General features: G+C 56.5%; 25 protein-coding genes. 13 read left to right on the plus strand and 12 right to left on the minus strand.

The genetic code is table 11. The features are described from left to right. Positions 1 to 20: 20 nt before the first annotated feature. Entirely contained in the window at positions 21 to 557 is a 537-nt protein-coding gene (locus ACREYP_RS13385) for a YniB family protein (protein WP_166874878.1), read from the minus strand. A 168-nt stretch (positions 558 to 725) separates the two neighbouring features. On the opposite strand from ACREYP_RS13385, the gene hxpB reads away from it, so the two are divergent. The 3 genes from hxpB to ACREYP_RS13400 all read left to right on the plus strand — a co-directional run bounded on the left by hxpB (position 726) and on the right by ACREYP_RS13400 (position 3,630). Next, positions 726 to 1,394, plus strand: a complete 669-nt coding sequence (gene hxpB, locus ACREYP_RS13390) for a hexitol phosphatase HxpB (protein ID WP_008456600.1) — start codon at positions 726 to 728, stop codon at positions 1,392 to 1,394. A 121-nt stretch (positions 1,395 to 1,515) separates the two neighbouring features. Beyond that, entirely contained in the window at positions 1,516 to 2,106 is a 591-nt protein-coding gene (locus ACREYP_RS13395; protein WP_008456602.1) for a metal-dependent hydrolase, read from the plus strand. 132 nt (positions 2,107 to 2,238) lie between these two features. After that, a complete protein-coding gene (locus tag ACREYP_RS13400; RefSeq protein ID WP_008456603.1) occupies positions 2,239 to 3,630 on the plus strand; it encodes an L-cystine transporter in 1,392 nt (463 codons plus the stop codon). A 44-nt stretch (positions 3,631 to 3,674) separates the two neighbouring features. On the opposite strand, the gene cedA is transcribed toward ACREYP_RS13400, so the two are convergent. After that, the gene (gene cedA / locus ACREYP_RS13405) at positions 3,675 to 3,911 is read right to left on the minus strand and encodes a cell division activator CedA (RefSeq protein ID WP_008456606.1); all 237 of its coding nucleotides are present in this window, start codon (positions 3,909 to 3,911) and stop codon (positions 3,675 to 3,677) included. Between the two features lie 151 nt (positions 3,912 to 4,062). Beyond that, entirely contained in the window at positions 4,063 to 4,404 is a 342-nt protein-coding gene (osmE, locus tag ACREYP_RS13410) for an osmotically-inducible lipoprotein OsmE (protein WP_008456607.1), read from the minus strand. Positions 4,405 to 4,671: 267 nt separating this feature from the next. Between osmE and nadE the strand changes: the two genes are divergently transcribed. From nadE to cho, 3 genes are all read left to right on the plus strand, one after another. After that, positions 4,672 to 5,499 carry an NAD(+) synthase gene (gene nadE, locus ACREYP_RS13415; RefSeq protein ID WP_336817694.1) on the plus strand — a complete coding sequence of 276 codons (828 nt, stop codon included), beginning with the start codon at positions 4,672 to 4,674 and terminating at the stop codon, positions 5,497 to 5,499. 66 nt (positions 5,500 to 5,565) lie between these two features. Then, positions 5,566 to 6,456, plus strand: a complete 891-nt coding sequence (yddG, locus tag ACREYP_RS13420; protein WP_336817695.1) for an aromatic amino acid DMT transporter YddG — start codon at positions 5,566 to 5,568, stop codon at positions 6,454 to 6,456. Positions 6,457 to 6,522: 66 nt separating this feature from the next. Continuing rightward, positions 6,523 to 7,386: an excinuclease Cho gene (cho, locus tag ACREYP_RS13425; protein ID WP_336817696.1), complete on the plus strand. Its 864-nt coding sequence runs from the start codon at positions 6,523 to 6,525 to the stop codon at positions 7,384 to 7,386. Between the two features lie 29 nt (positions 7,387 to 7,415). Here the strand turns inward: cho and hutH are convergent, their stop codons facing one another. The 8 genes from hutH to ACREYP_RS13465 all read right to left on the minus strand — a co-directional run bounded on the left by hutH (position 7,416) and on the right by ACREYP_RS13465 (position 17,093). Next, a complete protein-coding gene (gene hutH, locus ACREYP_RS13430; RefSeq protein ID WP_336817697.1) occupies positions 7,416 to 8,960 on the minus strand; it encodes a histidine ammonia-lyase in 1,545 nt (514 codons plus the stop codon). 263 nt (positions 8,961 to 9,223) lie between these two features. Continuing rightward, complete coding sequence (gene ves, locus ACREYP_RS13435; RefSeq protein WP_008456615.1) at positions 9,224 to 9,769, minus strand: environmental stress-induced protein Ves; 546 nt, start codon at positions 9,767 to 9,769, stop codon at positions 9,224 to 9,226. Positions 9,770 to 10,242: 473 nt separating this feature from the next. Then, entirely contained in the window at positions 10,243 to 10,728 is a 486-nt protein-coding gene (gene spy / locus ACREYP_RS13440; RefSeq protein WP_008456618.1) for an ATP-independent periplasmic protein-refolding chaperone Spy, read from the minus strand. 334 nt (positions 10,729 to 11,062) lie between these two features. Further along, positions 11,063 to 12,028 (minus strand): succinylglutamate desuccinylase, encoded by a 966-nt coding sequence (astE, locus tag ACREYP_RS13445; RefSeq protein ID WP_008456619.1) that lies wholly within the window; start codon positions 12,026 to 12,028, stop codon positions 11,063 to 11,065. Between the two features lie 10 nt (positions 12,029 to 12,038). Next, complete coding sequence (gene astB / locus ACREYP_RS13450) at positions 12,039 to 13,370, minus strand: N-succinylarginine dihydrolase (RefSeq protein WP_336817698.1); 1,332 nt, start codon at positions 13,368 to 13,370, stop codon at positions 12,039 to 12,041. Next, a complete protein-coding gene (astD, locus tag ACREYP_RS13455; RefSeq protein WP_336817699.1) occupies positions 13,367 to 14,845 on the minus strand; it encodes a succinylglutamate-semialdehyde dehydrogenase in 1,479 nt (492 codons plus the stop codon). Before astD ends, astB begins: the two co-directional genes overlap by 4 nt. After that, on the minus strand, positions 14,842 to 15,876 hold the full coding sequence (gene astA / locus ACREYP_RS13460) for an arginine N-succinyltransferase (protein WP_039302203.1): 1,035 nt from the start codon (positions 15,874 to 15,876) through the stop codon (positions 14,842 to 14,844). Before astA ends, astD begins: the two co-directional genes overlap by 4 nt. Further along, entirely contained in the window at positions 15,873 to 17,093 is a 1,221-nt protein-coding gene (locus ACREYP_RS13465) for an aspartate aminotransferase family protein (protein ID WP_166874910.1), read from the minus strand. The genes astA and ACREYP_RS13465 overlap by 4 nt, the downstream gene beginning before the upstream one ends. A gap of 444 nt (positions 17,094 to 17,537) precedes the next feature. On the opposite strand from ACREYP_RS13465, the gene xthA reads away from it, so the two are divergent. Together xthA and ACREYP_RS13475 are read left to right on the plus strand one after the other, a co-directional pair. Then, positions 17,538 to 18,344, plus strand: a complete 807-nt coding sequence (gene xthA, locus ACREYP_RS13470) for an exodeoxyribonuclease III (protein WP_008456628.1) — start codon at positions 17,538 to 17,540, stop codon at positions 18,342 to 18,344. Between the two features lie 78 nt (positions 18,345 to 18,422). Further along, entirely contained in the window at positions 18,423 to 19,091 is a 669-nt protein-coding gene (locus tag ACREYP_RS13475) for a TVP38/TMEM64 family protein (protein WP_166874917.1), read from the plus strand. 30 nt (positions 19,092 to 19,121) lie between these two features. Here the strand turns inward: ACREYP_RS13475 and ACREYP_RS13480 are convergent, their stop codons facing one another. Further along, complete coding sequence (locus ACREYP_RS13480; protein WP_008456632.1) at positions 19,122 to 19,550, minus strand: organic hydroperoxide resistance protein; 429 nt, start codon at positions 19,548 to 19,550, stop codon at positions 19,122 to 19,124. Between the two features lie 207 nt (positions 19,551 to 19,757). Between ACREYP_RS13480 and ACREYP_RS13485 the strand changes: the two genes are divergently transcribed. The 5 genes from ACREYP_RS13485 (at position 19,758) to ACREYP_RS13505 (ending at position 25,197) form a co-directional block, all read left to right on the plus strand. Next, a complete protein-coding gene (locus ACREYP_RS13485) occupies positions 19,758 to 20,420 on the plus strand; it encodes a TVP38/TMEM64 family protein (RefSeq protein WP_336817700.1) in 663 nt (220 codons plus the stop codon). A gap of 51 nt (positions 20,421 to 20,471) precedes the next feature. After that, positions 20,472 to 21,629 (plus strand): ABC transporter substrate-binding protein, encoded by a 1,158-nt coding sequence (locus ACREYP_RS13490; protein ID WP_336817897.1) that lies wholly within the window; start codon positions 20,472 to 20,474, stop codon positions 21,627 to 21,629. Beyond that, entirely contained in the window at positions 21,626 to 23,200 is a 1,575-nt protein-coding gene (locus ACREYP_RS13495) for an ABC transporter permease (RefSeq protein ID WP_336817701.1), read from the plus strand. The genes ACREYP_RS13490 and ACREYP_RS13495 overlap by 4 nt, the downstream gene beginning before the upstream one ends. Then, positions 23,200 to 23,823 (plus strand): ATP-binding cassette domain-containing protein, encoded by a 624-nt coding sequence (locus ACREYP_RS13500; RefSeq protein ID WP_336817702.1) that lies wholly within the window; start codon positions 23,200 to 23,202, stop codon positions 23,821 to 23,823. Before ACREYP_RS13495 ends, ACREYP_RS13500 begins: the two co-directional genes overlap by 1 nt. A gap of 84 nt (positions 23,824 to 23,907) precedes the next feature. Further along, complete coding sequence (locus tag ACREYP_RS13505; RefSeq protein WP_336817703.1) at positions 23,908 to 25,197, plus strand: sulfurtransferase; 1,290 nt, start codon at positions 23,908 to 23,910, stop codon at positions 25,195 to 25,197. Positions 25,198 to 25,272: the final 75 nt, after the last annotated feature.

The following is a 25,272-nucleotide window of genomic DNA, read 5'->3' on the forward strand; positions in this document are numbered from 1 at the left end:
GAACGGCGTGGCCCGTTATTTTATAAAAAGCCGAGCAGCTTGAAGAAGAAATAGCCCACTACGATGACAATCACCGGCAGGACATAAAGCGGAAAAATCTGCAGTAAGATCGTGTGATGTGGCACAACCACTTTTGCATCGAGCTGCGCTTTGCTGAGTCCCTCCGGCCCTTTGGCCTGTTCAAGAATCAGCTGATCCTGCACGCCCTCGCGCAGGAATTTTGCCTGACGGCTCATGCGGGCCCCGGAGTCCTGCAGCGCCAGACCGATAAAAATCAGCGCAAATATTAGCCAGAAGAAGACGTTCACCTGGCCGTTAAAATCCGGCAGCGGCGAGTTGTACCAGAAGAGATTCAGGAACGGCGTATTGAACCGCATCATCTCAATCATCACGTGAGCGAAATCCATCATTACGGCGTCAATGCCCGGCTGTTTTTCGCTGTGCTGATACATAAATTTCAGGATGGAAATTACCGTCGACAGAAGCGCCGGGATAAAAATAATCCAGCCCGCCACGCGCTTTAAAATCGCAATGCGTCCAGCTTGTTGATACGTCATGTACTCCCCTTTATTAGGACGTAACGTTATACGCTCAAAGTCTACCCTGTGTGGCGCTATTTCGCCTGAGCTTTGCGGGCTAAATTCGCAAAAGCGGTAGCTTCGAGCTTTGTTTCCGGCTAAAGATACACAAACATTTTATTTTGACGAACAGAAAGGAGTCATTTTATGGCCGAAACGCGCCAAATCCTCGCAGCAATTTTTGATATGGATGGGCTGCTGATAGATTCCGAACCGCTTTGGGATCGTGCGGAGCTGGACGTGCTGGAGAGCATCGGCGTCGATATTACGCGTCGTCACGAACTGCCCGACACGCTGGGATTACGCATCGACCTGGTGGTTGAACTTTGGTATTCACGCCAGCCGTGGACCGGACCATCCCGTGAGGAAGTGACCGCGCGCGTTATCGAACGTGCTATTGCGTTGGTTGAGGAACAGCGCCCGCTGCTGCCTGGCGTTATTGAAGCGGTGAAGCTTTGCAAAACGCTGGGCCTAAAGGTTGGCCTGGCTTCTGCGTCTCCGCTGCACATGCTGGAAAAGGTGCTTGAAATGTTCGACCTGCGCCAGGACTTCGACGCTATTGCCTCCGCCGAACATCTGCCTTACAGCAAGCCGCATCCACAAGTGTATCTCGATGCGGCCGCGAAGCTGGGGATCGATCCGCTCTCCTGCGTGACGCTCGAAGACTCCGTCAACGGTATGATCGCCACTAAAGCGGCGAGGATGCGCTCCATTGTGGTGCCTGCCGAGGAAAACTTTGCGGACCCACGCTGGTGCCTGGCGGACGTCAAACTTCCTTCTCTGGTTCAGCTAACGGAAACAAGCCTGAAAGGCTAAACCTGTCGGGCGGCTCAGGCCGCCCATCTTCCTGACAAAATGTTACACCGTCACCTCTTCCGAATACTGTACAAAAACCCTATACTGGATGAATCGACAGTTTCTTCATTCAGGTTGTATCATGACGGCGGAAGGCCACCTGCTCTTTTCTATTGCCTGCGCAGTTTTTGCCAAAAACGCCGAACTGACGCCCGTCCTCGCCCAGGGTGACTGGTGGCATATTGTGCCGTCCGCGATTCTGACCTGCCTGTTGCCGGATATTGACCACCCAAAATCCTTTCTGGGCCAGCGGCTAAGCTGGATCTCAAAACCGGTGGCGCGAATGTGCGGCCACCGGGGGTTTACCCACAGCCTGTTCGTGGTGTTCGCCGGGCTGGCACTGTTTTACCTCAAGGTACCGGAAAGCTGGGTCATTCCGGCCGATGCGCTGCAGGGCATGGTGCTGGGTTACCTCAGCCATATCCTTGCCGACATGCTAACGCCTGCCGGGGTGCCGCTATTGTGGCCGTGCCGCTGGCGTTTCCGTTTCCCCATCGTTCGCCCACAAAAAGGCAATCAGCTTGAGCGCGCCCTGTGCATGGCGCTGTTTGGTTTTGCGGTTTGGATGCCCCAGGGCCTGCCCGAAAACGGTGCAGTACGCTGGTCTTCGCAGATGATAAATTCGCTGCAAACCACCTTTAATAGCTTTATAACTCACCAGTCTGAGCGTTAAACAGCCAATATCATTCATTTGGTAATAATCAATTCCTTTTGAATATAAGCCAACGCCCTGCCATCTGTTACGCTTTGCAACATAACGGTCGTCCCTGCGCGGCCGCGTGACAATAAATCAGGAGATACGGGGATGAATTTTCCACTGGTAGCGAACATTGTGGTGTTCGTTGTATTGCTATTGCTGCTGGCGCAAACTCGCCACAAGCAATGGAGCCTTGCCAAAAAAGTGCTGGCAGGTCTGGTACTGGGCGTGATCTTTGGCCTGGCGTTGCACACCATTTATGGTTCCGACAGCGCGGTGCTGAAAGATTCCATTCAGTGGTTTAATGTTGTCGGTAACGGCTATGTGCAGCTGCTGCAGATGATTGTCATGCCGCTGGTCTTCGCCTCAATTCTGAGTGCCGTCGCCAAACTGCATAATGCATCTTCGCTGGGGAAAATCAGCGTTCTGTCTATCGGTACACTGCTGTTTACCACGCTGATTGCCGCGCTGGTCGGGGTGCTGGTCACCAATCTTTTTGGCCTGACCGCTGAAGGCCTGGTGCAGGGCAATGCAGAAAACGCTCGTCTGGCGGCGATTCAATCCAACTACATTGGTAAAGTGGCTGACCTGACCGTCCCGCAGCTGATCCTCTCCTTCGTGCCAAAAAACCCGTTTGCTGACCTGACCGGTGCCAACCCGACGTCTATCATCAGCGTGGTGATTTTTGCCGCCTTCCTGGGCGTCGCAGCGCTTAAGCTGCTGAAAGATGATGCCCCTAAAGGTGAGCGCGTACTGGTGGCTATCGACACCCTGCAAAGCTGGGTCATGAAGCTAGTTCGCCTGGTCATGCAGCTGACGCCATACGGCGTGCTGGCGCTAATGACCAAAGTAGTGGCGGGCTCAAACCTGCAGGACATCATCAAGCTGGGCAGCTTCGTGGTGGCGTCTTACCTTGGCCTGGCAATCATGTTTGGCGTTCACGCCGTACTGCTGGCTTTCAACGGCGTTAGCCCGGTGAAATACTTCCGCAAAGTCTGGCCGGTGCTGACATTCGCGTTCACCAGCCGCTCCAGCGCAGCGAGTATTCCACTGAACGTGGAAGCGCAAACCCGCCGTCTCGGCGTACCAGAATCTATCGCCAGCTTCTCTGCCTCCTTCGGCGCAACCATCGGCCAGAACGGCTGCGCAGGCCTTTACCCGGCGATGCTTGCCGTGATGGTGGCTCCGACCGTAGGGATTAACCCGCTGGATCCTGTCTGGATTGCGACGCTGGTAGGGATTGTGACCGTTAGCTCCGCAGGCGTAGCCGGCGTGGGCGGTGGTGCAACCTTCGCCGCGCTGATTGTGCTGCCCGCGATGGGGCTGCCGGTCACGCTGGTCGCGCTGCTGATTTCCGTTGAACCGCTGATTGATATGGGCCGTACCGCCCTGAACGTTAGCGGGTCGATGACCGCCGGGACCATTACCAGCCAGTTGATGAAGCAGACCGACAAAGAGATTCTGAACAGCGACGATGAAGTGGAATTAGCCCACCGTTAATCTGAACTGAAAAACAAAAGGCCGCTGGTGATAGCGGCCTTTTTTTATACTTCGTTTTCCTGTCGAACCTGTTTCGCCCAGCGCTGTGCCGACTCGGGCAAAGTAAACGGCGGCGACTGGCGGAAGGCATCACCCAGTAAAACAAACGCTACATACTGCCCGCGCAGCAAATAGACATCTTTAAACCCGTCTACTCGCCACGCATGAGAAGGCGGAGCTGGCTCCACGCGGGGCGTGTAGGTAATGATTGGGCGTGTATTCGGTTGGCGCAGTGGTTTCATAGGCAACGGGATTGGAACTGAATTAGTGAACAACCTCACCATGATAGCGGATCTCACCCTTCCTCGTCGCCCCCTCTTCTCTGTCTCCGCCCGTAAGGCAAAAAAAAGCCCGGCGCAGAGACTGCAGCCGGGTCCATTACGGCGTGCTAGCTTAGGCTTTAGGTGCCTGCGGATCGGTGTCGTATTCAGCGCAGGTCTGGTAGCCCGAATTCATCACGCGACCGGTGTCATCCAGCGCGACAAAATACGTTTCAGCTTTACCGTTACGCTGGCCCAGAATATAGGTCTGGCAGGTCCCTTTGGCGTGGATCATGGTGATTTCGGAAGACGGTTTACCCGCAATCTGCTGTACCTGGGCACGGGTCATGCCTTTTTTCACATCTTTCACCACCGGCTCAGTCACCAGATCTTTGGTGCGATCGTAAGCGGTACACCCTGCCAGCATAGTCATTACCGCTGCCGCGCCTAAAAATCCTGCAAATTTATTATTCATAATTATCCTCATCAATGAATGTATTGATCCTGCGTGTTAGATAAGCCTGGAATATAAAAGAACATTTTTCAACTCGTTACCCTTAATGCGTGAAAATTCGGACAATAAGAGTATTCATAAGGATCCTGTCTGGTTTGCAGGAAAACTCGCCGTCTGCAGGCCGGGTAAGCCTTTGAGCCTTGTCGTTTTCAGCGCAACAGGGTAAGTTTTAGGGCAGTTAAATTTTGCGGCCTGCGCTTTGCGGGTACAGCTTATTGGAGGGGTTAAATGGCTCTGCAACAAGAAATTATTCAGGCACTGGGCGTCAAGCCACAAATCGACGCCAGCGAAGAGATCCGCGTCAGCGTTGATTTTCTGAAAACGTACCTTAAAACCTACCCGTTTATTAAATCTCTGGTGCTGGGGATAAGCGGCGGCCAGGACTCCACTCTGGCGGGTAAACTCTGCCAGCTAGCTATCAGCGAACTGCGTGAAGAAAGCGGCGACGACAGCTATCAGTTTATCGCCATGCGCTTGCCGTTTGGCGTACAGGCCGACGAGCAGGATTGCCAGGATGCCATTGCGTTTATCCAGCCGGATCGCGTGTTAACGGTGAACATCAAGGGCGCCGTGCTTGCCAGCGAGCAGGCTCTGCGCGAAGCGGGAATCGAGCTGAGCGATTTTGTTCGTGGCAATGAAAAAGCCCGCGAGCGCATGAAGGCGCAGTACAGCATCGCCGGGATGACCAAAGGCGTCGTCGTGGGGACTGACCATGCCGCGGAAGCCGTAACCGGATTCTTCACCAAGTATGGCGACGGCGGCACCGACATTAATCCTCTTTTCCGCCTCAACAAACGCCAGGGCAAACTGCTGCTGAAAACGCTCGGCTGCCCGGAACATTTGTACCTGAAGGCCCCGACAGCCGATCTCGAAGACGATCGCCCTTCTCTGCCGGATGAAGCGGCCCTCGGCGTAACCTACGTGCAAATTGACGATTATCTGGAAGGCAAAACCGTACCGGCTGAAACCGCAAAAATCATCGAAGGCTGGTATCTGAAAACGGAACACAAACGCCGTCCGCCGATTACCGTGTTTGATGATTTCTGGAAAAAATAGTCAGAAACAGCTTTGCATTAGCATTTTTTCAGGGCGGCGTAGTGCCGCCTTTTTTACAGGATGGACATGGACACCTCTTCGCAACGCGCCACGCTTATCGGCCTTATCGCAATCCTGCTCTGGAGTACCTCCGTTGGCCTGTTGCGCAGCATCAGCGAGCACTTTGGCGCAGTCGGCGGCGCGGCCCTGCTCTACACCGTCAGCGCGCTGTGTCTTTGCCTCGTCCGAGGTTTGCCCAAAATACGCGAACTCCCACCCCGTTATCTCTGGGTTGGCGGGCTGCTCTTTGTGGGCTATGAAATAAGCCTGGCGCTTTCAATTGGCCTGGCGCACACCCGCGCTCAGTCCCTGGAACTGGGGATGATCAATTATCTCTGGCCCTGCCTGACCGTCTTTTTCGCCCTGTTTATTAACGGCCAGCGCAGCAATTTATGGCTGTGGCCTGGGCTCGCGCTTTCCCTGGCGGGGATTGTGCAGGTAATGAAAGGAGACGGCGACTGGTCGCCTCTCGTGATGTGGCACAACATTCTCGATAACCCACTGGCCTACGGCCTGGCTTTTGCCGCCGCCATCATCTGGGCGCTCTACTGCAACCTGACTCGCCGCTGGAGCGAAGGTAAAAGCGGCGTCAGCCTGTTTTTCTGCGCCACCGCGCTGGTGCTGTGGATTAAGTTCGCCTTTGTGGCACATCCAACAATGCATTTCACGCTATCCGGTACAGCGCAGCTGTTATTTATGGGGATTTCTACCGCCGTCGCCTATTCAGCCTGGAATGTTGGTATCCAGCGGGGAAACATGACGCTGCTTGCCACGGCTTCCTACTTCACGCCGGTATTATCGGCCCTGCTCGCCACGCTGTGGCTGGGTCTGCATCCCGGCTTTGCTTTTTGGCAAGGTGTACTGATGATTGTAGGCGGCTCTCTGCTTTGCTGGCTTGCCACGCGGCACTATGGTTAAGGGCGATTCCCTCTTCACCTTCACGACTGCTATACTGGTGAAATAAACAGTATCCAGGAGTCCGATGTGGTCAGGCGTGCAAATACGTCGCGGTTAGAGTTTGAAGCCGCGGCGGTCTATGAATATCCGGAGCATCTCAGGCCATGGCTTGATGACCTGCCCAAAAAACCCGGCGTCTATGTTTTTCACGGTGAAAGCGACGTTATGCCGTTGTATATCGGCAAAAGTGTCAATATCCGCACGCGCGTGATGTCCCATTTTCGTACGCCTGATGAAGCCGCACTCTTGAGGCAGTCTCGCCGTATTACCTTTATCCGCACTGCCGGCGAACTCGGAGCGCTGCTGCTCGAAGCGCAAATGATCAAAGAGCAACAGCCTTTGTTCAACAAACGCCTGCGTCGTAACCGCCAGCTTTGTTCCCTGTCTCTCCAGGGGGACATACCGCAGGTTGTATATGCCAAAGATGTCGATTTCTCCCGCCAGCCGGGCCTGTATGGGTTGTACGCTAACCGCCGGGCCGCGCTGCAAACGCTGCAAGGGCTGGCCGATGAGCATCGCCTCTGTTACGGCCTGCTGGGCCTGGAATCACTGAGTAAGGGCCGGGCCTGTTTTCGCTCAGCGCTTAAACGCTGCGCCGGAGCCTGTTGCGGGAAAGAGACTCAGGCCGAGCATCATGCCCACCTGGTTCAGGCTCTCGAACAGGTTCGCCTGATTTGCTGGCCATGGAAAAACGCCGTCGCCATCGTGGAACGCAGCCCGGAGATGACCGAGTATCACCTGATCGATCACTGGTTTTATCTTGGGTCCGTGCAGCAGTTAAATGACGTAACAACCCGCCGCCAGCCGCCGGATGGCTTTGATAACGACGGCTACAAGATCCTTTGCAAGCTGATGCTGAGCGGGGAATATGAGGTGATAGAACTGGAGTAGACTCCCCCCAAGAGAGGAGTCTAAAAGTGCTATGCCGCCGACGAAGGCAGAAGTTTGGTGATAGCTTCCGGCCAGCCGTCGCTGCAGCCCCAGAGACGCATTTGCTCGATATCCGGTGCCAGCAGGCGGTCCTTTTCCAGAAATGCCACGCGTTCGCGAATATCCCCGAAGACGTTTTCAAGCAGGGGTGAGCTGCGCAACGGCCGGTGAAACTCGATGCCCTGAGCGGCCGCCATAGCCTCAATCCCAACCACTGCCGCAGTGTTAAAGCACATAGATCCCAGACGGCGAGCCGCATAGGTCGCCATCGAAACATGGTCTTCCTGATTCGCAGACGTTGGCAGACTGTCGACGCTACCCGGATGAGCGAGCGATTTATTCTCCGATGCCAGTGCCGCAGCGGTGACCTGCGCAATCATAAAGCCGGAGTTAATCCCGCCCTCTTTCACGAGGAACGGCGGCAGGCCGGACAGCCCGGTATCCAGCAGCAGCGCCAGGCGACGTTCCGAAATTGCGCCAATTTCCGCCACCGCTAACGCGATAATATCGGCGGCAAAGGCAACGGGCTCTGCGTGGAAGTTGCCGCCGGAAATCACTTCTCCGGTGTCGCTGAACACCAGCGGGTTGTCCGAGGCGGCGTTGGCCTCAATCTGCAGAACACGCGCCGCATGACGCAGGTTATCCAGACACGCGCCCATAACCTGCGGCACGCAGCGAATGGAATAAGGATCCTGCACGCGGCCACAGTGGACGTGAGAATCAACGATTTTACTGTCGGCAAGCAGTGCAGTGACCGCCGCAGCCACATCAATTTGTCCCGCCTGGCCGCGAGCCTGGTGGATACGCGCGTCGAATGGTTTCACTGAGCCTTTGATAGCCTCCAGCGACAAGGCCCCCGCCACCAGCCCGGCAGCAAACACCTTCTCGCCCTCAAACAACCCTCGCAGCGCAAGCGCCGTCGAAACCTGGGTCCCGTTCAGCAGCGCCAGGCCCTCTTTTGGCCCCAGTACCAGCGGCTTTACGCCTGCCAGCTTCAAACCTTCACCGGCAGGGATCTGTTCGCCGTTCACCCTGACATTCCCTTCCCCGAGCAACATCAGCGACAGATGCGCCAGCGGGGCCAGGTCACCGGATGCCCCCACCGAGCCTTTCTCCGGGATCACCGGCATTACGCCCGAGTTAAACAGCGCAATCAGGCTATCAATCACCAGCAGACGAACGCCAGAATGCCCGCGTGACAGGCTGATAATTTTACTGGCCATCACCAGTCGGACAACATCATCCGGCAGCGCTTCGCCAAGCCCCACGCTGTGAGAAAGCACCAGATTACGCTGAAGTTCAGCCAGATGATCGGTGGCGATGGTGGTTTGTGCCAGCTTGCCAAAACCGGTGTTAATACCGTAAACCACGTCGCCGTGGGCAACAATCGCTTCTACCGTGCCGAGCGCACGCTCAACGGCGGCAACCGCCCCGGGGTCAAGCCTGAGCAGCACGTTTCCATGGTAGATCTCGCGCAGAGTGGCCAGTGAAACGGAACCTGGAGTGAGACTGCATAGCTTCTTTTGCGTTGACATGTCAGCATCCTGTTTGCATCGGGTTTTTGTCTATATTTGTATATACAACTTAACTAATAAACCAAATAATCCGCCAGCGGGTCATAGGACTTTTTTATCGATCGGTGAGCCGGATCGCGCTTGTGAAATTTTTCCAGCACGGGATGCTGCCGGGCGTTTACAGGTAAGGGAAATGAAGAACAAAAGCGCAGTTGCACAGCAGTTTCTGAGGATATTCATCAGGAAGAAAGAGCATTGCCCGGCCAGTTTTCCGGGCATTCGGTCTACAAATAGGTAATTTCGCTGAACAGCAGTTGCCCTTCGTTTTTTAACAGCCGCAGCGTGTGGCTGCCCTCCTGCCACCAGGCGCCCTGGTCCGGTGAAAGCAGCTTATCTTCCAGCTGCCATTCCCCGCTCAGGACATAAACAACGCCGCCTCGGGTACCAAAAGTGGTAAAGGTTCTGTCCGCCACCCGCACCTGGGCCCGGCATCGGTCCCGGCGAGTCATCACGTTAAAGTCCATCGACATGCCGCGAGTCAGCTCGGCTTTTACGGGCTGCTCGCCGGCAAAAGTAAAAGGCTGATGGCGCTTGAGCGTATGCCTGAACGCCTTTCCGCCGTCGAGAACGACCTCACTCCCCTCCAGCAGAGTCATTACCCGGTCAACCTGCGGAAAGACCGGGAACTCGCCGTTGTGGGCCAAAGAGGCGATACTGGCACGCCAGTTGAAATCTCGCGTCGCGGGTGGAAAACAGCATATTTCTCGCGTTTCCCCGGCGCCGTTGCGCCAGAGGTTAACCGGCACCTTTCGTATATCAAAGAATTCCATCACCACTCCTGAGGACGCACGGCATCCGTGTGCCCTGGCATTTGCTCTTTAAATTGAGCGACCCCAAAGGAAGCGCTCCCCCGGCGGCCTGCTCATCAGTTCTCTGTTTTGTTCGTCAGATCTGTGCCTGACGCCAGTGTTATCGGCAGCCGTGGCCGGTTGCTGTAGCCCTGGTTCTATTTTTGTGACAATGATTTAGCGGCTTTTTTATCGGGAAGCAAAGTAAATTTATCGCCCTCAATACCGGTCGGTAAAATCTGCGGAGTGAACTGCAATTTTGAATGTAAGCTGCTGAAATAGAGTGTTTAAAATGGCTTATCCCGTCGGTGTGATTATTGCCGGGCGGTATTATTTGAGTCGAGCGAAGGGGAAAGAGTGGAGTGACATGATTAAACGAGAAAACCGCCGATCCTGTTCACAGCGTACCTCGCTATTGTGAACAGGACCGGCGGTCTTAATTTAGTCGCTCAGGCTTACTGAGCAGCTGGCATTTTACCTTCATGCGCAGGGCGTTCTGTCAGACGCTTCTCAAAATTCGCATTAAACTGTTTTTTCTGATCCGGGGTCAGAATGTTGTAGATTTTGTTCTGGGTTTGCAGATGCGCCAGCATGCGCGCTTTGTTCTGCTCGGCCATTTTATCAATCTGCGCCTGGGCTTTAGCCTGGTCGAAGCTGTCGCTGGCAATCACGTCGTGCATGGCGCGGCGTTCGTCAACGGATGGGCGCTGCATCTTGCCGCGCTGTTCTTTCATAATGTCTTTAATTTGCTGTTTCTGCGCATCGGTCAGGTTCAGGTCTTTAAACATCATGTCGTGCATCGGGCCGCGCATCATTTTATGGTGCATCATCGGAGCATCGGTTTGTGGAGCCGCAGCCGGGGTTGTGTCTGCAGCATGCGCCAGGTTAGCGGCACCCAGAGCCAGGGTAGAAGCGACGAACAGTGCAGTTAATTTACGCATATTTTTAACCTTCTCTTTTCATTAAATTGACGGCTCGCTTAAAACGACGATGCCGTGTTGACGAGAATGAGTTTACGAGTCTTATCGTCAAGGAGACGGTGGCATCCGTAAATCATTGAAAGGGTATTAAACAAGAATGCATCAATTATGAAGAAAATAAGGATTAAGGCGGGGAATAGTGCAACTAAATATAACAAATCACTGATTATAAAGACAATATGAAAAGTGTACAGCAATCAACCTAACGAATAAACCCTGTACCCAGGAATTATCCGCAAATAAATTAACAATACGAAATGATTAAGCAGCTCAATTATTCAGAGCTGCTTAAAGTTTAAATTTCCTCCAGCATCAGCCCCGCTCTCAGCCCCAGCGCCACATCCGGGTTGGGGAATAAAACGTACTCTTTTTCACCGGCAACGACATAACGCTTCTCACCATCTTCAGCCAGCAGGGTGCCCTTCGAAAACGCGGTAAAGTTCTGCGTTTGGCCGGACATGTGCAGCACAAATTTCTCCGACTGTCGGGTGATTTGCTGAGCGACACGGTAACGCTGCGGTTCTATCTCCATGACCGGCGGCTCTGCCCCGCTTAACAACGCTGAGATTGCTTCTTTAGTTATTGCGAACTGACCAAGATCGTTCTGCCCAAACGGCCTGGCTTTTCCCAGCTCGAGCGTGCAGCTCAGCGCCCCAAAATGCTCGCTGCTGAAATGACTAAAGGTGCCACCGGGCTTTTGATGAAACACCAGCGCCTGCAGCCCGGCGCAGCCCAGCCAGGTTAAAAAGCTCTCGCTATAAGGCAACGGCCTCGCAGGAAGCACGCCAAACCGGGGGTGATAAGAGCCACGAATAGCGGTATGCATATCCAGATGCCAGCGGGTTTGCTCTTCACTTCGCGACCAGAATTGCTCGAGGGCATGTTCAAGCCTGGCCGCACGTTGGGTTTCTACGCTTTCAGGAAACTGCTGCCAGCGCCCGCCAAACATACGGTTCATGTCGCTATGGGTATAACGCTTATCCGCGCGCAGCGCCGCTGGGTTACCCAGAATAATCATCGTGCGCCACTGCAGCGGAAGCTGCCCCGCGATCAAGCCGTTGGTCAACTGGCCAAGGATCTCCACCGGGGCGGTTTCGTTGCCGTGAATCCCGGCCGATATGACCAGCGCTTTCCCTGCCGCCTCACGCGGCGTCAACGTCAGAATACCTTCATCCCACCAACGCCAGCTGAGATAAGCATTCTCCCCGGAAGTTTGTTCAGGCGCCTTGCCGGCCAGCGTCTGCGCCAGAAAATCAATCATTATTTCTCCCCTATTGCTGGAACGGATACACGGAACCTAAATCCAGAATGTGCGTCAGTTCATCCAGGGCTTCACGCCCCTCGCGCAACAGCTGCGGGTCGGCTAAATCAGCCTGGGTTAAACGGTCGCGATACCAGCGATCAACCCAGCCATTGAGCGTCATAAACAGCGTGTCGTTCATCATCACCGCCGGATTAACGGCTTTAAGCTCCTCGTCCGTCAGTACCACTCTCAGGCGTAAACAGGCCGGGCCACCGCCGTTAGCCATGCTTTCCCGCAGATCAAACACCTGCAGCTCACGGACAGGGTTATCCGCCTCCAGCAGTTGATTAAGGTAGCGCCAGACGCCTGGATGCTGGCGAGACTCTTCCGGCAGCACGAGCGTCATGCCGCCGTCGGCGCGACTCAACAGCTGGCTGTTAAACAGATAGGTCGAAACCGCATCCGCCACCGAAACCAAATCGTCCGGGACTTCCAGGGCCGTAAAGCCCGGGACTTTTTCGCGCAGGCGCTGATAAAGCCCCGGCTGATCCACAAACGCATGCTGGTGGCAGAACAGCACCTCGCGGTTAGAAACTGCAATAACGTCGTTGTGAAAAACGCCCAGGTCGATCACCGCCGGGTTTTGCTGAGCGAAGATAACCTGCTCAGAACGTACCTGATTCAAACGTGCCACGGCCTGGCTGGCCTCCAGCGTCTGACGAGCGGGATAGCGGGCCGGTGCCTGCCCGCTTTTCGAGTCTTCGCGACCATAAACAAACAGCTGCACGCCCGGCTCGCCATACTCGCCGCCTAAACGGTTATGGTTGGCGGCACCTTCGTCACCAAACATCGCCACCTGCGGCAGCGCGCCGTGCACGGCAAAACACCCGGTATCCCGGAACATCGCCCGCAGCACGCTTTCCGTCGTCGGTGCTTCGCTGGCGCGGTGGAACTTATTGTTCAGGTTGGCGACGGTGAGATGCACTTTACCGTCCAGCGTATCGGCTGACGGTGATACCGTCGCCGCGTTGGCCACCCACATCGAAGAGGCCGAACTGGCGGCGGACAGCAGCTGCGGAGCTTGCCGAGCTGCACGCTCAACAACCTGCTCGTCGCTGCCGCTAAAGCCTATCTGACGCAGCACGCCAATATTCGGACGCTCCTGCGGGGCAATCACGCCCTGCGGATAACCCGCGTCTGCCAGCGCTTTCATTTTCAGTAGCCCCTGCTTCGCCGCCAGCTTCGGGTTAGACACGCGAAACTGGTGCTTCGTCGAGGCTTCATTGCCGAACGACAGCCCGGCGTAATGGTGGGTCAGCCCCACCAGTCCGTCGAAGTTGGCCTCACGTGCTTTCTTCATGGCTGCTCCTCGCGGCTAAAATCTAGCCCTGGACTCAGGGTTGGTGGCAGCGCGAAGCTTGTACTTTCCAACGAGGCCATCGGCCAGGCGCAGTAATCCGCCGCATACCAGGCGCTGGCGCGGTGATTACCTGAAGCGCCCACGCCGCCGAATGGCGCAGTGCTGGCGGCCCCGGTCAGCGGTTTATTCCAGTTCACGATCCCGGCTCTGGCTTCCAGTAAAAGCTGGTCAAACTGTTCGCGGGACGGTGAAATCAGCCCGCTCGCCAGGCCGTAGCGTGTGTCGTTCGCCATCCGAATCGCGTCGTCAAAGCTGTCATAGCGGTAAATCGCCAGCAGCGGGCCAAACACTTCTTCATCCGGCACGTCGGCCACGCCGCTAAGCTCAACGATGCCCGGCGTCAGTAAAGAGGTGCCTGGACGAATCATTTTTGGTTCAAGCAGCGGTTTACCGCCGCGGGCTATGTGAGCCTGAAACGCGGTCAGCACCCTTTCAGCCGCCTGCACCGAAATCAATCCGCCAATAAACGGTTGTGGCATAGCATCCCATTCCCCCGGCTGCAAACGGGCAGAGACTTCAACCAGGCGACGAATAAATGCATCTCCCTGCTCACCCTGTTTCACCAGCAGACGGCGGGCGCAGGTGCAGCGCTGCCCGGCGGTGATAAACGCCGACTGGATAGCCACGTGAACGGCGCCGTCGATATCCTGCGGATCTTCGACGATCAGCGGGTTGTTCCCGCCCATTTCCAGGGCAAGGATCTTCTCCGGTTGCCCGGCAAACTGCCGGTGAAGGTGGTAGCCGGTGCCCGCGCTGCCGGTAAACAGGAGCCCATCAAGTTCCGACTGATTAGACAGCGCCTCGCCGGTTTCGCGTCCCCCCTGCACCAGGTTCAGCACGCCAGCCGGGATACCGGCCTCCTCCCACAACTTCATCACCAGCTCACCGATACGCGGCGTTAGCTCGCTCGGCTTAAACACCAGGGTGTTGCCGGCCAGCAGTCCCGGCACGATATGTCCGTTGGGCAAATGGCCAGGGAAATTGTAAGGGCCAAAGACTGCCAACACGCCGTGAGGGCGATGGCGTAAAGTCGCCGCCCCGTCCGGCATCGCGGTGTGCGTTTCGCCCGTTCTGGTGTGGTAAGACTTGATGGAAATGGCAATTTTATTAACCATCGCGGTCACTTCGGTGGCCGCTTCCCAGCGAGGTTTGCCGGTTTCCTGCGCAATTGTTTCAGCGAGTGCAGTTTTATTCGTCTCAAGCAGGCCGGCAAAACGCTCCACAATCTCCTGGCGTTCTGCAAACGGGCGTTTCGCCCAGGCGGGAAACGCCGCACGAGCCGCACGGCAGGCTTCTTCTACCTGCGTTTTATCCGCCACCAGCCCTTCCCACAGCAGCGAGCCGCTGACAGGGTTATGTTTTAACAGCGCTTCGCCGCGGCCCGGCACCCATTGTCCGTTGATCCAGTTAGTCATACTTTTTTCTCCTCAGGGCACAGGCGCACCACGCGCACGGTGTCGCCGCTGGCGCACTTCAGCGCATCGGCGGTGGCGGCATCAATAACCAGTTTCTCGCCTTTGGGATCGGCTTTGATCAGCATCACGCGGAACTGGTGATAATTTTCGTTGGCGACCAGACAAACGGGCAGTTCGTCGGTAGCAGGCTGGCCGACAGCGACGGTTTGCAGGCGGCTCTTGCGGATCGCCCGCACGCGGTCGATATCGCACTCCAGAGTAGGACCACCGTCGAAGATGTCGACATAGTTACGATAGCGGAATCCTTCGGCTTCAAGCACGGTGCGCGCTGGCGCCGTTTGCGGATGCACCTGGCCGATAACCGCCTGCGCCTCTTTGGAAAGGAAGTCGGTATAAATCGGGTGTTTTGGCATCAGCTCGGCAATAAAAGCTTTCTGCCCGGTGCCACACAAGTAGTCGGCGCGAGCGAACTCCATAGAGAAGAAGCGATTCCCAAGGCTTTCCCAGAACGGTGAATGCCCGTGTTCATCGATTACCCCGCGCATCTCGGCAACCACTTTGTCGTTGAAGCGTTCGCGGAAGGCGGCCATAAACAGAAAACGAGACTTGGATAACAGATACCCGTTGCCCTCTTTACGCCAGGCCGGGTCGAGGAACAGCGTGCAAAGCTCGCTCGCTCCGGTGTGGTCGTGGGTGAGAAAAAGCGTCGGCAGTGCGTTATAGATATTCAACTCTTTGGAGGCATGAACCAGCGTCCCGACCCGGTAGTTGTACCAGGGGTCATTCAGGCCCACGGCCACCTCAATGGCGCAAATCCCCACCATCTGGCCGCTGCTGGTATCTTCCAGCACAAAAACATAGCCCTGATCGCCCTTCGGCAGCCCGCCCTGCCAGGTCTGCAGCGAGCGTTCGATTCGGTCGGCCAGCGTTTTTTCGTCGGCGGGGAGCGAGGTCAGTCCGCCGCCGGTTTTCCCGGCAAGCTTAAGCAACCCCGGCAGATCGCCTCGTTCAATCGGGCGGATTACCATCATGATGAAACTCCCGCGAGGAAGCGTTCGCAGGCACGCTCGAAGCGATCCAGGCCCAGCTGAACTTCTGCTTCGCTGACGATGAGCGCAGGGGCAAAACGCAGCACGTTAGCCCCGGCGATCAGCATCATCAGGCCTTCCTGCGCGGCAGCCTGCAGAATAAGTTTCGCTTTACCGGCATGTTCAGGGCGCAGGGCACAGCCGATCAGCAGCCCTAAGCCGCGTACTTCGCTGAACAGCTGGTGCTTCTGGTTAATGTGGTTCAGGCGCTCAACAAACCAGTCATGGCGCTGTTTCACGCCGTTGAGCACCTCCGGCGTATTAATGATTTCCAGCACGCGTCCGGCCACAGCAGAGGCCAGCGGGTTGCCGCCGTAGGTGGTGCCGTGGGTGCCCACCACCATCACTTTGGCAAAGCGATCGGTGGTCAGCAGCGCGCCGATCGGGAAGCCGCCGCCCAGCGCTTTGGCCGTCGAGAGTACGTCCGGCGTCACGCCATAATGCATATAGGCATACAGCGAGCCGGTGCGGCCCACGCCGGTTTGTACTTCGTCAAAAATCAGTACGGCGTTGTGTTTGTCGCAAAGTTCGCGCAGCCCCTGAAGGAACTCTGGCGTCGCTGGAACGACCCCGCCTTCACCCTGCATAGGCTCGACGATCACCGCACAGGTTTCGTCGTTAATCAGCTCACGGGCAGACTGTAAATCGTTAAATACCGCGTGGTTAATCTGCGGCGGCAGCGGCGCAAAGTCCTGAGAATAAGCGGGCTGACCACCGGCCGTGACGGTAAACAGCGTGCGGCCATGGAACGCGTTCTTGAACGCTACGATGCCGCTTTTCTGTGCGCCAAAATTATCATGGGCATACTTACGCGCCAGCTTCAGCGCCGCCTCGTTGGCCTCGGCCCCTGAGTTACAGAAGAACACTTTCTCCGCAAAGGTAGCGTCGATGAGCTGCTTCGCCAGCTTCAATACCGGCTCATTGGTGTAGCCATTGCCGGTGTGCCAGAATTTTGCCGCCTGCTCCTCCAGCGCTTTGCGCATTTCAGGGTGAGCATGTCCCAGGGCGTTAACCGCGATGCCACCGGCAAAGTCGATGTAGTCTTTTCCCTGCTGATCCCACAGGGTGGAACCCTCGCCACGAACCGGAATAAAAGGCGCAGGGGCATAAACCGGCATCATCCATTCGTCGAAATGTTGGCGTGTAATTGACTGCGACATAGTGACCCCTCACGGTAAACAAAAAGTTTATTAAATGTTAAATAATTGAGTGTTTGCGCTGTAAATGTAGATTGCAGGCATCGTGCCAGCCAGCGATAAAAATGCATAAACCGGAGGGGCAAACGAAAAATCAATAACTTAAAAACACTTACTATTCATATAAAATGAATAAAAAGTGCATAGTTTTAACGTGCCGCCTGATTTTCGACACGAAAACAAGAAATATTATGCAGTGGTAAAATATAATGCTGGAATTGTGATCGCCTTCGGGATTTGCCTGCCGTTTTCGCCCCCTTTTTGCGCATCGAGATCAATTTTGGTGCAAATGTTGCTTTATTTTTGCCCGTCAGACGCGCCTATGGCAACGATTAGCTTCAGCGCAGCAACCTGCGCCGTTTTCTGCTACCATCCTGCAACAATTAACCTGACAACCTGGCAGCGACTATGAAATTTGTCTCTTTTAATATCAACGGCCTGCGCGCCCGTCCTCATCAGCTTGAAGCCATCGTGGAACAGCATCAGCCGGACGTTATTGGTCTGCAGGAAACCAAAGTGCACGACGATATGTTCCCGCTGGAAGACGTGGAGAAACTCGGCTATCACGTGTTTTATCATGGCCAGAAGGGTCATTACGGCGTGGCGCTGCTGACCAAAGAGAAGCCGATTTCGGTGCGAAAAGGCTTCCCGACCGACGACGAAGATGCCCAGCGGCGCATTATCATGGCGGAAATCCCGTCTGAATTTGGCAACCTGACGGTGATCAACGGCTACTTCCCGCAGGGCGAAAGCCGCGATCATGAAACCAAATTCCCGGCCAAGACTAAGTTTTACCAGGATCTGCAGGACTTCCTGCAGGGTGAACTGCGCCCGGAAAATCCGGTGCTGATCATGGGGGATATGAATATCAGCCCGACGGATCTCGACATCGGGATCGGTGAAGATAGCCGCAAGCGCTGGTTGCGCACCGGGAAATGCTCGTTCCTGCCGGAAGAGCGTGAGTGGATGGCTCGCCTGCTCGGCTGGGGCCTGGTGGATACTTACCGCCACGCTAACCCGGAAGCACAGGACAAATTCTCGTGGTTTGACTACCGTTCAAAAGGCTTCGACGATAACCGTGGCCTGCGTATAGACCTGCTGTTGGCAAGCCAGGGGCTGGCGCCGCACTGCGTGGCAACCGGGATCGACTACGACATTCGCGGCATGGAAAAACCGTCCGACCACGCCCCTGTTTGGGCGCAGTTTAAGCGGTAAGGGAAATACTGAAGGTAGACACATCTTCAGACAAGGATAGCGAGATGCCGTTTTTCCCCCTGACGAGGCGCGAACAGAATGCGTAAAATCCTGTTTTTGCTGCTGGCCACGCTGGTCATCTCGCTGTTAATCCTGCTGCCGCCGGGCACCCTTAGCCTGGCGACGCTGCAGAAATATCACGCTCAGCTTAGTCTCTGGCACGCCGAACGCCCGGCGCTGGTGATGAGCGCCTTCTTCCTTGGTTATTTCCTGATTTCCGCCCTTTCCATCCCCGGCACGCGCATTATGACCCTGATGGGCGGCGCGCTGTTTGGGCTGATTGAGGGCACCGTACTGGTTGCCACGGCTGCTGCCAGCGGCGCAACCGTGGCGATGTTGCTGAGCCGTTATTTCTTGCATGACTGGGTACAGCGGCGCTTTGCCACCACCATGGCAAAGATCAACGAGGGCATTAAACACAATATTACGCACTGCCTGTTTGCCCTGCGCCTGGTGCCGGTTCTGCCCTTTTCCATCATCAACCTGCTGATGGGGCTGACGCCGATTTCCGCCGTTCGCTTCGCGATAGTCACGCTGCTTGGCCTGCTGCCGTCTATCGTGCTGTACATCAGCACCGGCCGCCAGCTTAGCCAGGTAGAAAGCCTGCGGGACATTATTTCCCCCACCATGCTGCTGTTATTGGCGCTGATTGGCCTGCTGCCGCTCCTGTCTCACTGGCTGATAAAAAGAACTCGCTTAAAAAGTTAAACGCCCCCGGCTATCGAAGGCGTTTTGTCGTTACCCTTGTGAAAGCAGCGTCACGTCAACATTGCCGCTAATAGCACGTGAGTAAGGGCAAGTGGCGTGGGCGGTCGCGAGCAAAGTTTCCCGCTGGGCCTCGCTCAGCCCAGGCAGCCTGACGTGAAGCGTCACCGCCAGCGCAAACTGGCTGTCGTTATCGACTTTTCCCAGCGAAACACTGGCGTCCACGGCGGTTTCCTCCGGAATGCGGATAGCCAGTTTTTTCCCCGCCAGCCCAATCGCCCCCATAAAGCAGGCGGAATAACCGACGGCAAAAAGCTGTTCTGGATTCGTCCCCGGCTTGCCGGATCCCGGCGTGCTGAGCTGCACGTCCAGGCTGCCGTCGTCCGAACGCCCGTGCCCGCTGCGAGCGCCAACGGTAGTGGTATGGGCGGTATAAAGCACTTTCTCGAGTTTGCTGGACATCGTGATTCCTCAATCGTGGGTAAGAAGAGCCGCCATTTAACTACCGCTATGTATCTGCCATATGTTCTCCGTCAGGCCAAAATGTATAAGTCTGTATCCGCTTCATGACCTGGCTCAAGCTCGCTGTCACGCTCCCTCCGCTATACTCCACGCCTTTACTGCAGCGGTACGGTATGACGATGGATAAACAAAAGAGAAGAGGTAGATGTGCGTAAGAGTCTCTTTGCGCTGCTGGTCATCATGGCGGGGTTGTTTTGGTATCTGCTTCCTCCGGGCACAATAAGCCTGTCGGCACTTCAGCACTCTCAGATAGCGTTTGCGCACTGGCATGCGCAGCACCCAATATTGGCGATTGTGATTTTTTTGGGCTGCTACTTTCTCACCGCCGCCTTTTCCATTCCCGGTGCCACCCTGCTCACGCTGCTGGGCGGCGCTATCTTTGGTGTGGTGCAGGGCACCGTGCTGGTTGCCCTGGCGGCCACTGCAGGTGCGACCGTCGCCATGTTAATCAGCCGTTACATGCTGCGGGACTGGGTGCAGCGCCGTTTCTCGCGCATGATGGAAAAAGTGAACCAGGGCATACGGCGCGACGGCGGCCATTACCTCTTTGCCCTGCGGCTCGCGCCGGTCTTCCCTTTTGTGCTGGTGAATTTATTAATGGGCCTGACGCCAATGGGCGTCGTTCGCTATGCCGCGATCAGCCTGCTCGGCATGCTGCCTGCCATCGTGGTCTACATTAACACCGGCAGGCAGCTGAGCCAGCTACAAAGCCTGGGCGATATTCTCTCCCCCGGTATGATGCTGGTGTTTGCCCTGCTAGGGCTATTGCCGCTGGCCGCGCGCTGGCTGGCCAGACGAACAGCCCCATAACACGCTGAGGACTTTCTCTTGCAACGCTTAATATCTGGCATACGGGCGCTGATGGTTGCCCTGACGATGATCGGCTTTAGCGCCGTCGCCCAACCTCAGTCCTGGCAGAATATTCGCCAGCAGGCCAACGGCCAGACGGTTTATTTCAACGCCTGGGGCGGCGATCCTGCCGTTAACGGCTATCTGGACTGGGTCAGCCGTGAGGTAAAAACGCATTACGGCGTGACGCTTAAAGTGGTGAAGCTGGCGGACGCGGCCGATGCGGTGAGGCGCATTCAAAGCGAAGCGACTGCGGGCAGAAAAACCAACGGATCGGTAGATCTGCTTTGGGTCAACGGTGAAAATTTTAGCGTGCTCAAGCAGGCAGGATTGCTCAGCGAAAACTGGGCCGAAAATCTGCCAAACTGGCGATATGTTGACGTGAAAAAACCTGTGCGGGAAGATTTCTCGGTACCGGTTGACGGGGCAGAAGCGCCCTGGGGAAGCGCCCAGCTGATGTTCATCGGCGATAAGAAACGCACGCCGACCTTCCCACAAAATGCAGAACAACTGTTGGCCTTCGCCAAAGCCCATCCCGGCAAGCTCAGCTACCCTCGCCCGCCGGATTTTACCGGCACGGCGTTCCTTGAACAGCTTTTGATTGTCTTGACCGAAAAACCGGCCGCGCTGAAAACGGCCCCGGATCCCGGCACCTTCGAGCAAGTCACCGCCCCGCTCTGGCGTTACCTTGACCAGCTTCATCCGTTCCTCTGGCAAAAAGGTAAAACGTTCCCGCCGACGCCGGCGCGCATGGATCGTATGCTGGCCGACGGCGAGCTGCTGCTGTCAGTGACCTTCAACCCGGCGCACGTCGACAATCTGATCGCTCGCCGCCAGCTCCAGCCGTCGGCAGAATCCTTTGGCTTTAGCGCCGGTATGCTGGGCAACGTGCATTTCGTCGCTATTCCGGCGAACAGCAGCGCCAAAGCCGGAGCGCAGATCGTGGCCAATTTCCTGATGTCCCCGGAAGCACAAATCCGCAAAGCCGATCCGGCTGTCTGGGGCGATGCGAGCGTGCTGAGCAGCAACGCACTGCCGCCACCGCACAAAGCACAGCTTGAGGATCTGGTGCCCAAAAGCCAGCATCCGGTTCCTTTCCTGGCAGAACCTCACGCCGCCTGGGTTAACGCGCTGGAGCAAGCCTGGCTTCAGCGTTACGGGTCGCGATGAGCCGCGGCTTTACGCTTGCCGGAGCACTGGCGGCGGGCCTGGTGTTTGTGCCGGTGCTGCCGGGGTTTGCGCTGATAGTGCCGCCATTATTACAAAGTGAAACCTGGCTTGCCTTCTGGCAGGACTCACAGTGGCCGGAAGCCTTAATGACCACGCTGGTTTCAACCACTCTCAGCGTGGGCGGTTCGCTGCTGTTGACGTTAATCCTTCTCTGCACCCTGTATCCCGGCGAGCGCTGGCAGCGCTATCTTCAGCGCCTGCCGCTGCTGCTGGCGCTGCCACACGTCGCCCTTGCCAGCGGCTTTTTCTTCCTGTTTTCAGCCAGCGGCTGGCTGGCGCGCCTTTTCAACCTTTCTCTGCCGCCGGATAACTACGGCTTTACCCTCGGCCTCATGCTGGCGCTAAAAGAAGCCTGGTTCTTGCTATGGTTCTCAGCCGCACAGCTACAAAGCGAACAGCTGAGCCAGCAGATAACGTTTGCCAGAACGCTCGGCTACGGCGAGCTACAATCCCGTCTCTACGTGCTTGTGCCGCAGCTCTTGCCGCGCCTGGGCTGGGCTTTAGTGGCGGTGACGGCATACAGCCTTTCGGTCGTGGATGCCGCGCTTATTCTTGGCCCCGCTAACCCGCCCACTTTTGCCGTGCTGGCCTGGCAATGGTTAACGGACAGCGATATTTCTCGGCAGAACATGGGCCTGGCGGCCTCCTGCGTGCTGCTGCTTTTGCTCGGCGGTTTTATGGTTTTCGGGCGGTTAGCGTGGGAAGCATTTAAACTGCGAATCGGGCGTTTTTCAGGCAAGCGATATGCCTTGAATCTTACCTCAGCAGGCACTGTGGCCAGCGCTTCACTTTCTCTGTTCGGCTTTATGGCTCTCGCCATGCTTGTCACCTGGTCCTTCGCTGAAGGCTGGTTCTATCCGGCGCGCTGGCCTGAAAGTTTAACGCTTAGCGGTTGGCAGCAGGCTGAACTGGTGCCGGTCTGGACAAGTTTTGTGGCCGGGCTTATCAGCGCTTTGATCGCGCCAGTCGTGACAATATTGTGGCTAAAGGGCTGCCCGCGCCGGTACGATCGCTGGCTGTATCTGCCGCTGCTGCTGCCTGCGCTGCCGCTGGCAGCCGGGCAGTATCAACTCCTGCTCAGGCTGAACATGGAAGGAAGCTGGGCCGCGCTTATCTGGAGCCATTTGCTGTGGGTCGTGCCTTATACGCTGTTGATTCTGGCCCCAGCCTGGCTGCGGATCGACGCTCGTCTGGTACTGACAGCGCAAACTTTCGGCTGGTCGCCGGGGAAAATTCTCTGCCTTATCCAGATCCCATTGCTTGTCCGGCCTTTGCTGGCGGCGCTGGCCGTCGGTTTTTCGGTCAGCATCGCGCAATATTTGCCTACGCTTTATGCCGGGGCGGGCCGGTTTGCCACCGTCACAACGGAAGCCGTGGCGCTCAGCAGCGGCGGCGATCCACAGCAGTTTGCAATCCAGGCCCTGCTGCAAATGCTGCTGCCGCTGGCCGTATTTATCGCCACAATCTCAGCCAGCCGCCTGGCTGGCACCCACAGAAAAGGATTGCGCTAATGCTCAGCGTGCGAAATTGCTCCCTCTCTCGCAATGGCGAACCACTGCTGGCGAATATCAGCTTTGACGTTGCGCCGGGTGAGATTGTTACGCTGATGGGCCCGTCTGGCGTGGGTAAATCGACGTTTCTGAACTGGATGATCGGCGATTTAGCCCCGGACTTTAGCGCCCAGGGCACGCTGCAACTTAACCAGCGCAGCCTGACTTATTTGCCCGTTGAACAGCGCCGCATCGGCATTTTGTTCCAGGATGCGTTGCTATTCCCTCACCTCAACGTTGGGCAAAATCTGTTGATGGCGATTCCCGCCTGCGTCGCTGGGCGCTCGCTGCGGCAGCGTGTTGTTTCGGAGGTTCTGGAAAGCGCCGGGCTGGCAAACTATGCCCGCAGAGATCCGGCCACGCTCTCCGGCGGGGAACGAGCGCGCGTCAGCATCCTGCGCACCCTGCTGGCCGAACCCGAAGCTTTGCTGCTGGATGAGCCCTTTTCCCGGCTCGACCTGCCGCTGCGCCAGAGCTTTCGGGAATTTGTCTGGCAAAAAGCCCAACTGCTTAAACTGCCGGTCGTGCTGGTTACTCACGATGAGCAGGATGCGCCGGCCCACGGCCAGATTATCCAGCTTTAGCCCATCGAACATGAGGTATCGCAAAGAAGCCAGCGCCAGCGAGGGCTAAACTTTCGGCTCTTTTGCTATCCTTCAGGTTATTAGATGAAACGTGTTTCTCAGCTAACCACCGCCCTGCTGCTTGCCGGGCTGTCCCAGGTCACTTTTGCCGCCTCGGTACCCACTGAAATGAACCTCTCCAGCGTAAAAGCCGTAAACGGTGCCGTGATTGATACTCGGCCGAGCGCGTTTTACAACGGCTGGCCGCAAACCTTAAACGGCAACGGCGGCCATGAACCCACAGCCTTGAATCTTTCGGCCTCCTGGCTGGCGCTAATGAGCGATGAGCAGCTTTCAACGTGGGCTAAGCAGCATCAGTTGACCAAAACCGGATTGATGGCGCTGTATGGTAGCGACGCTCAGGCCGTGAAAACTCGCTTAGAAAAGCTGGGGTTTACACAGATTGCAATGCTGACCGACGCCCTGCAGGATCCTTCCCGCCTGCAAAAGCTGGCGCATTTTGAGCAGCTGGTGTACCCGCAATGGATCCATGATTTACAGAATAAAAAACCGGTCACCGCAGCGCCTACCGGGGAGTGGAAAGTGATTGAAGCGGGCTGGGGCGCGCCGAAAAAATATCTGCTCAGCCATATTCCCGGCGCGGGCTACATCAACACCGAAGAGGTGGAGAGCGAGCCGCTGTGGAACAAAGTGTCCGACGACAAGCTGAAAACCATGCTGGCGAAGCACGGCATCCGGCACGATACGACCGTCATTTTGTATGGGCGTGATGTCTACGCGGCGGCGCGCGTGGCGGCGATCATGCTGTACGCCGGCGTGAAAGACGTCCGTCTCCTGGACGGAGGCTGGACGACGTGGAGCGCAGCGGATCTGCCCGTTGAACGTGGCCTGCCCAGCCAGCCAACACCAGCCCCCGACTTCGGTGCCCCGATTCCCGGCCAGCCTCAGCTGATGCTGGACATGGAACAGGCGCGCGCGCTGCTGCACCGCAAAGATGCTTCTCTGGTCAGCATTCGTTCCTGGCCGGAATTTATCGGCACCACCAGCGGGTACAGCTACATCAAGCCCAAAGGCGAGATTGCGGGCGCCCGCTGGGGCCACGCGGGCTCTGACTCCACGCATATGGAAGACTTCCATAATCCGGACGGTACCATGCGTGCAGGGGACGACATCGCCGCGATGTGGAAAACCTGGAATATCTCGCCGGATCAGCAGGTTGCTTTTTACTGCGGAACCGGATGGCGTGCTTCCGAAACGCTGATGTACGCGCGGGCAATGGGCTGGAAGGACGTTGGCTTGTATGACGGCGGCTGGTACGAATGGAGCGCTGACCCTAAAAATCCTGTCGTGAGCGGCGAGCGTAAACCGAACTGATGCCGACTTGAGGACTTCCCCCCCTCACCCTAATCCTCTCCCCCACGGGCAGAGGGGATAAATAGCACCTGTATT

The organism is Enterobacter sp. TMH.L2 (genome assembly GCF_050847315.1).
Classification (GTDB): Bacteria; Pseudomonadota; Gammaproteobacteria; order Enterobacterales; family Enterobacteriaceae; genus Cedecea.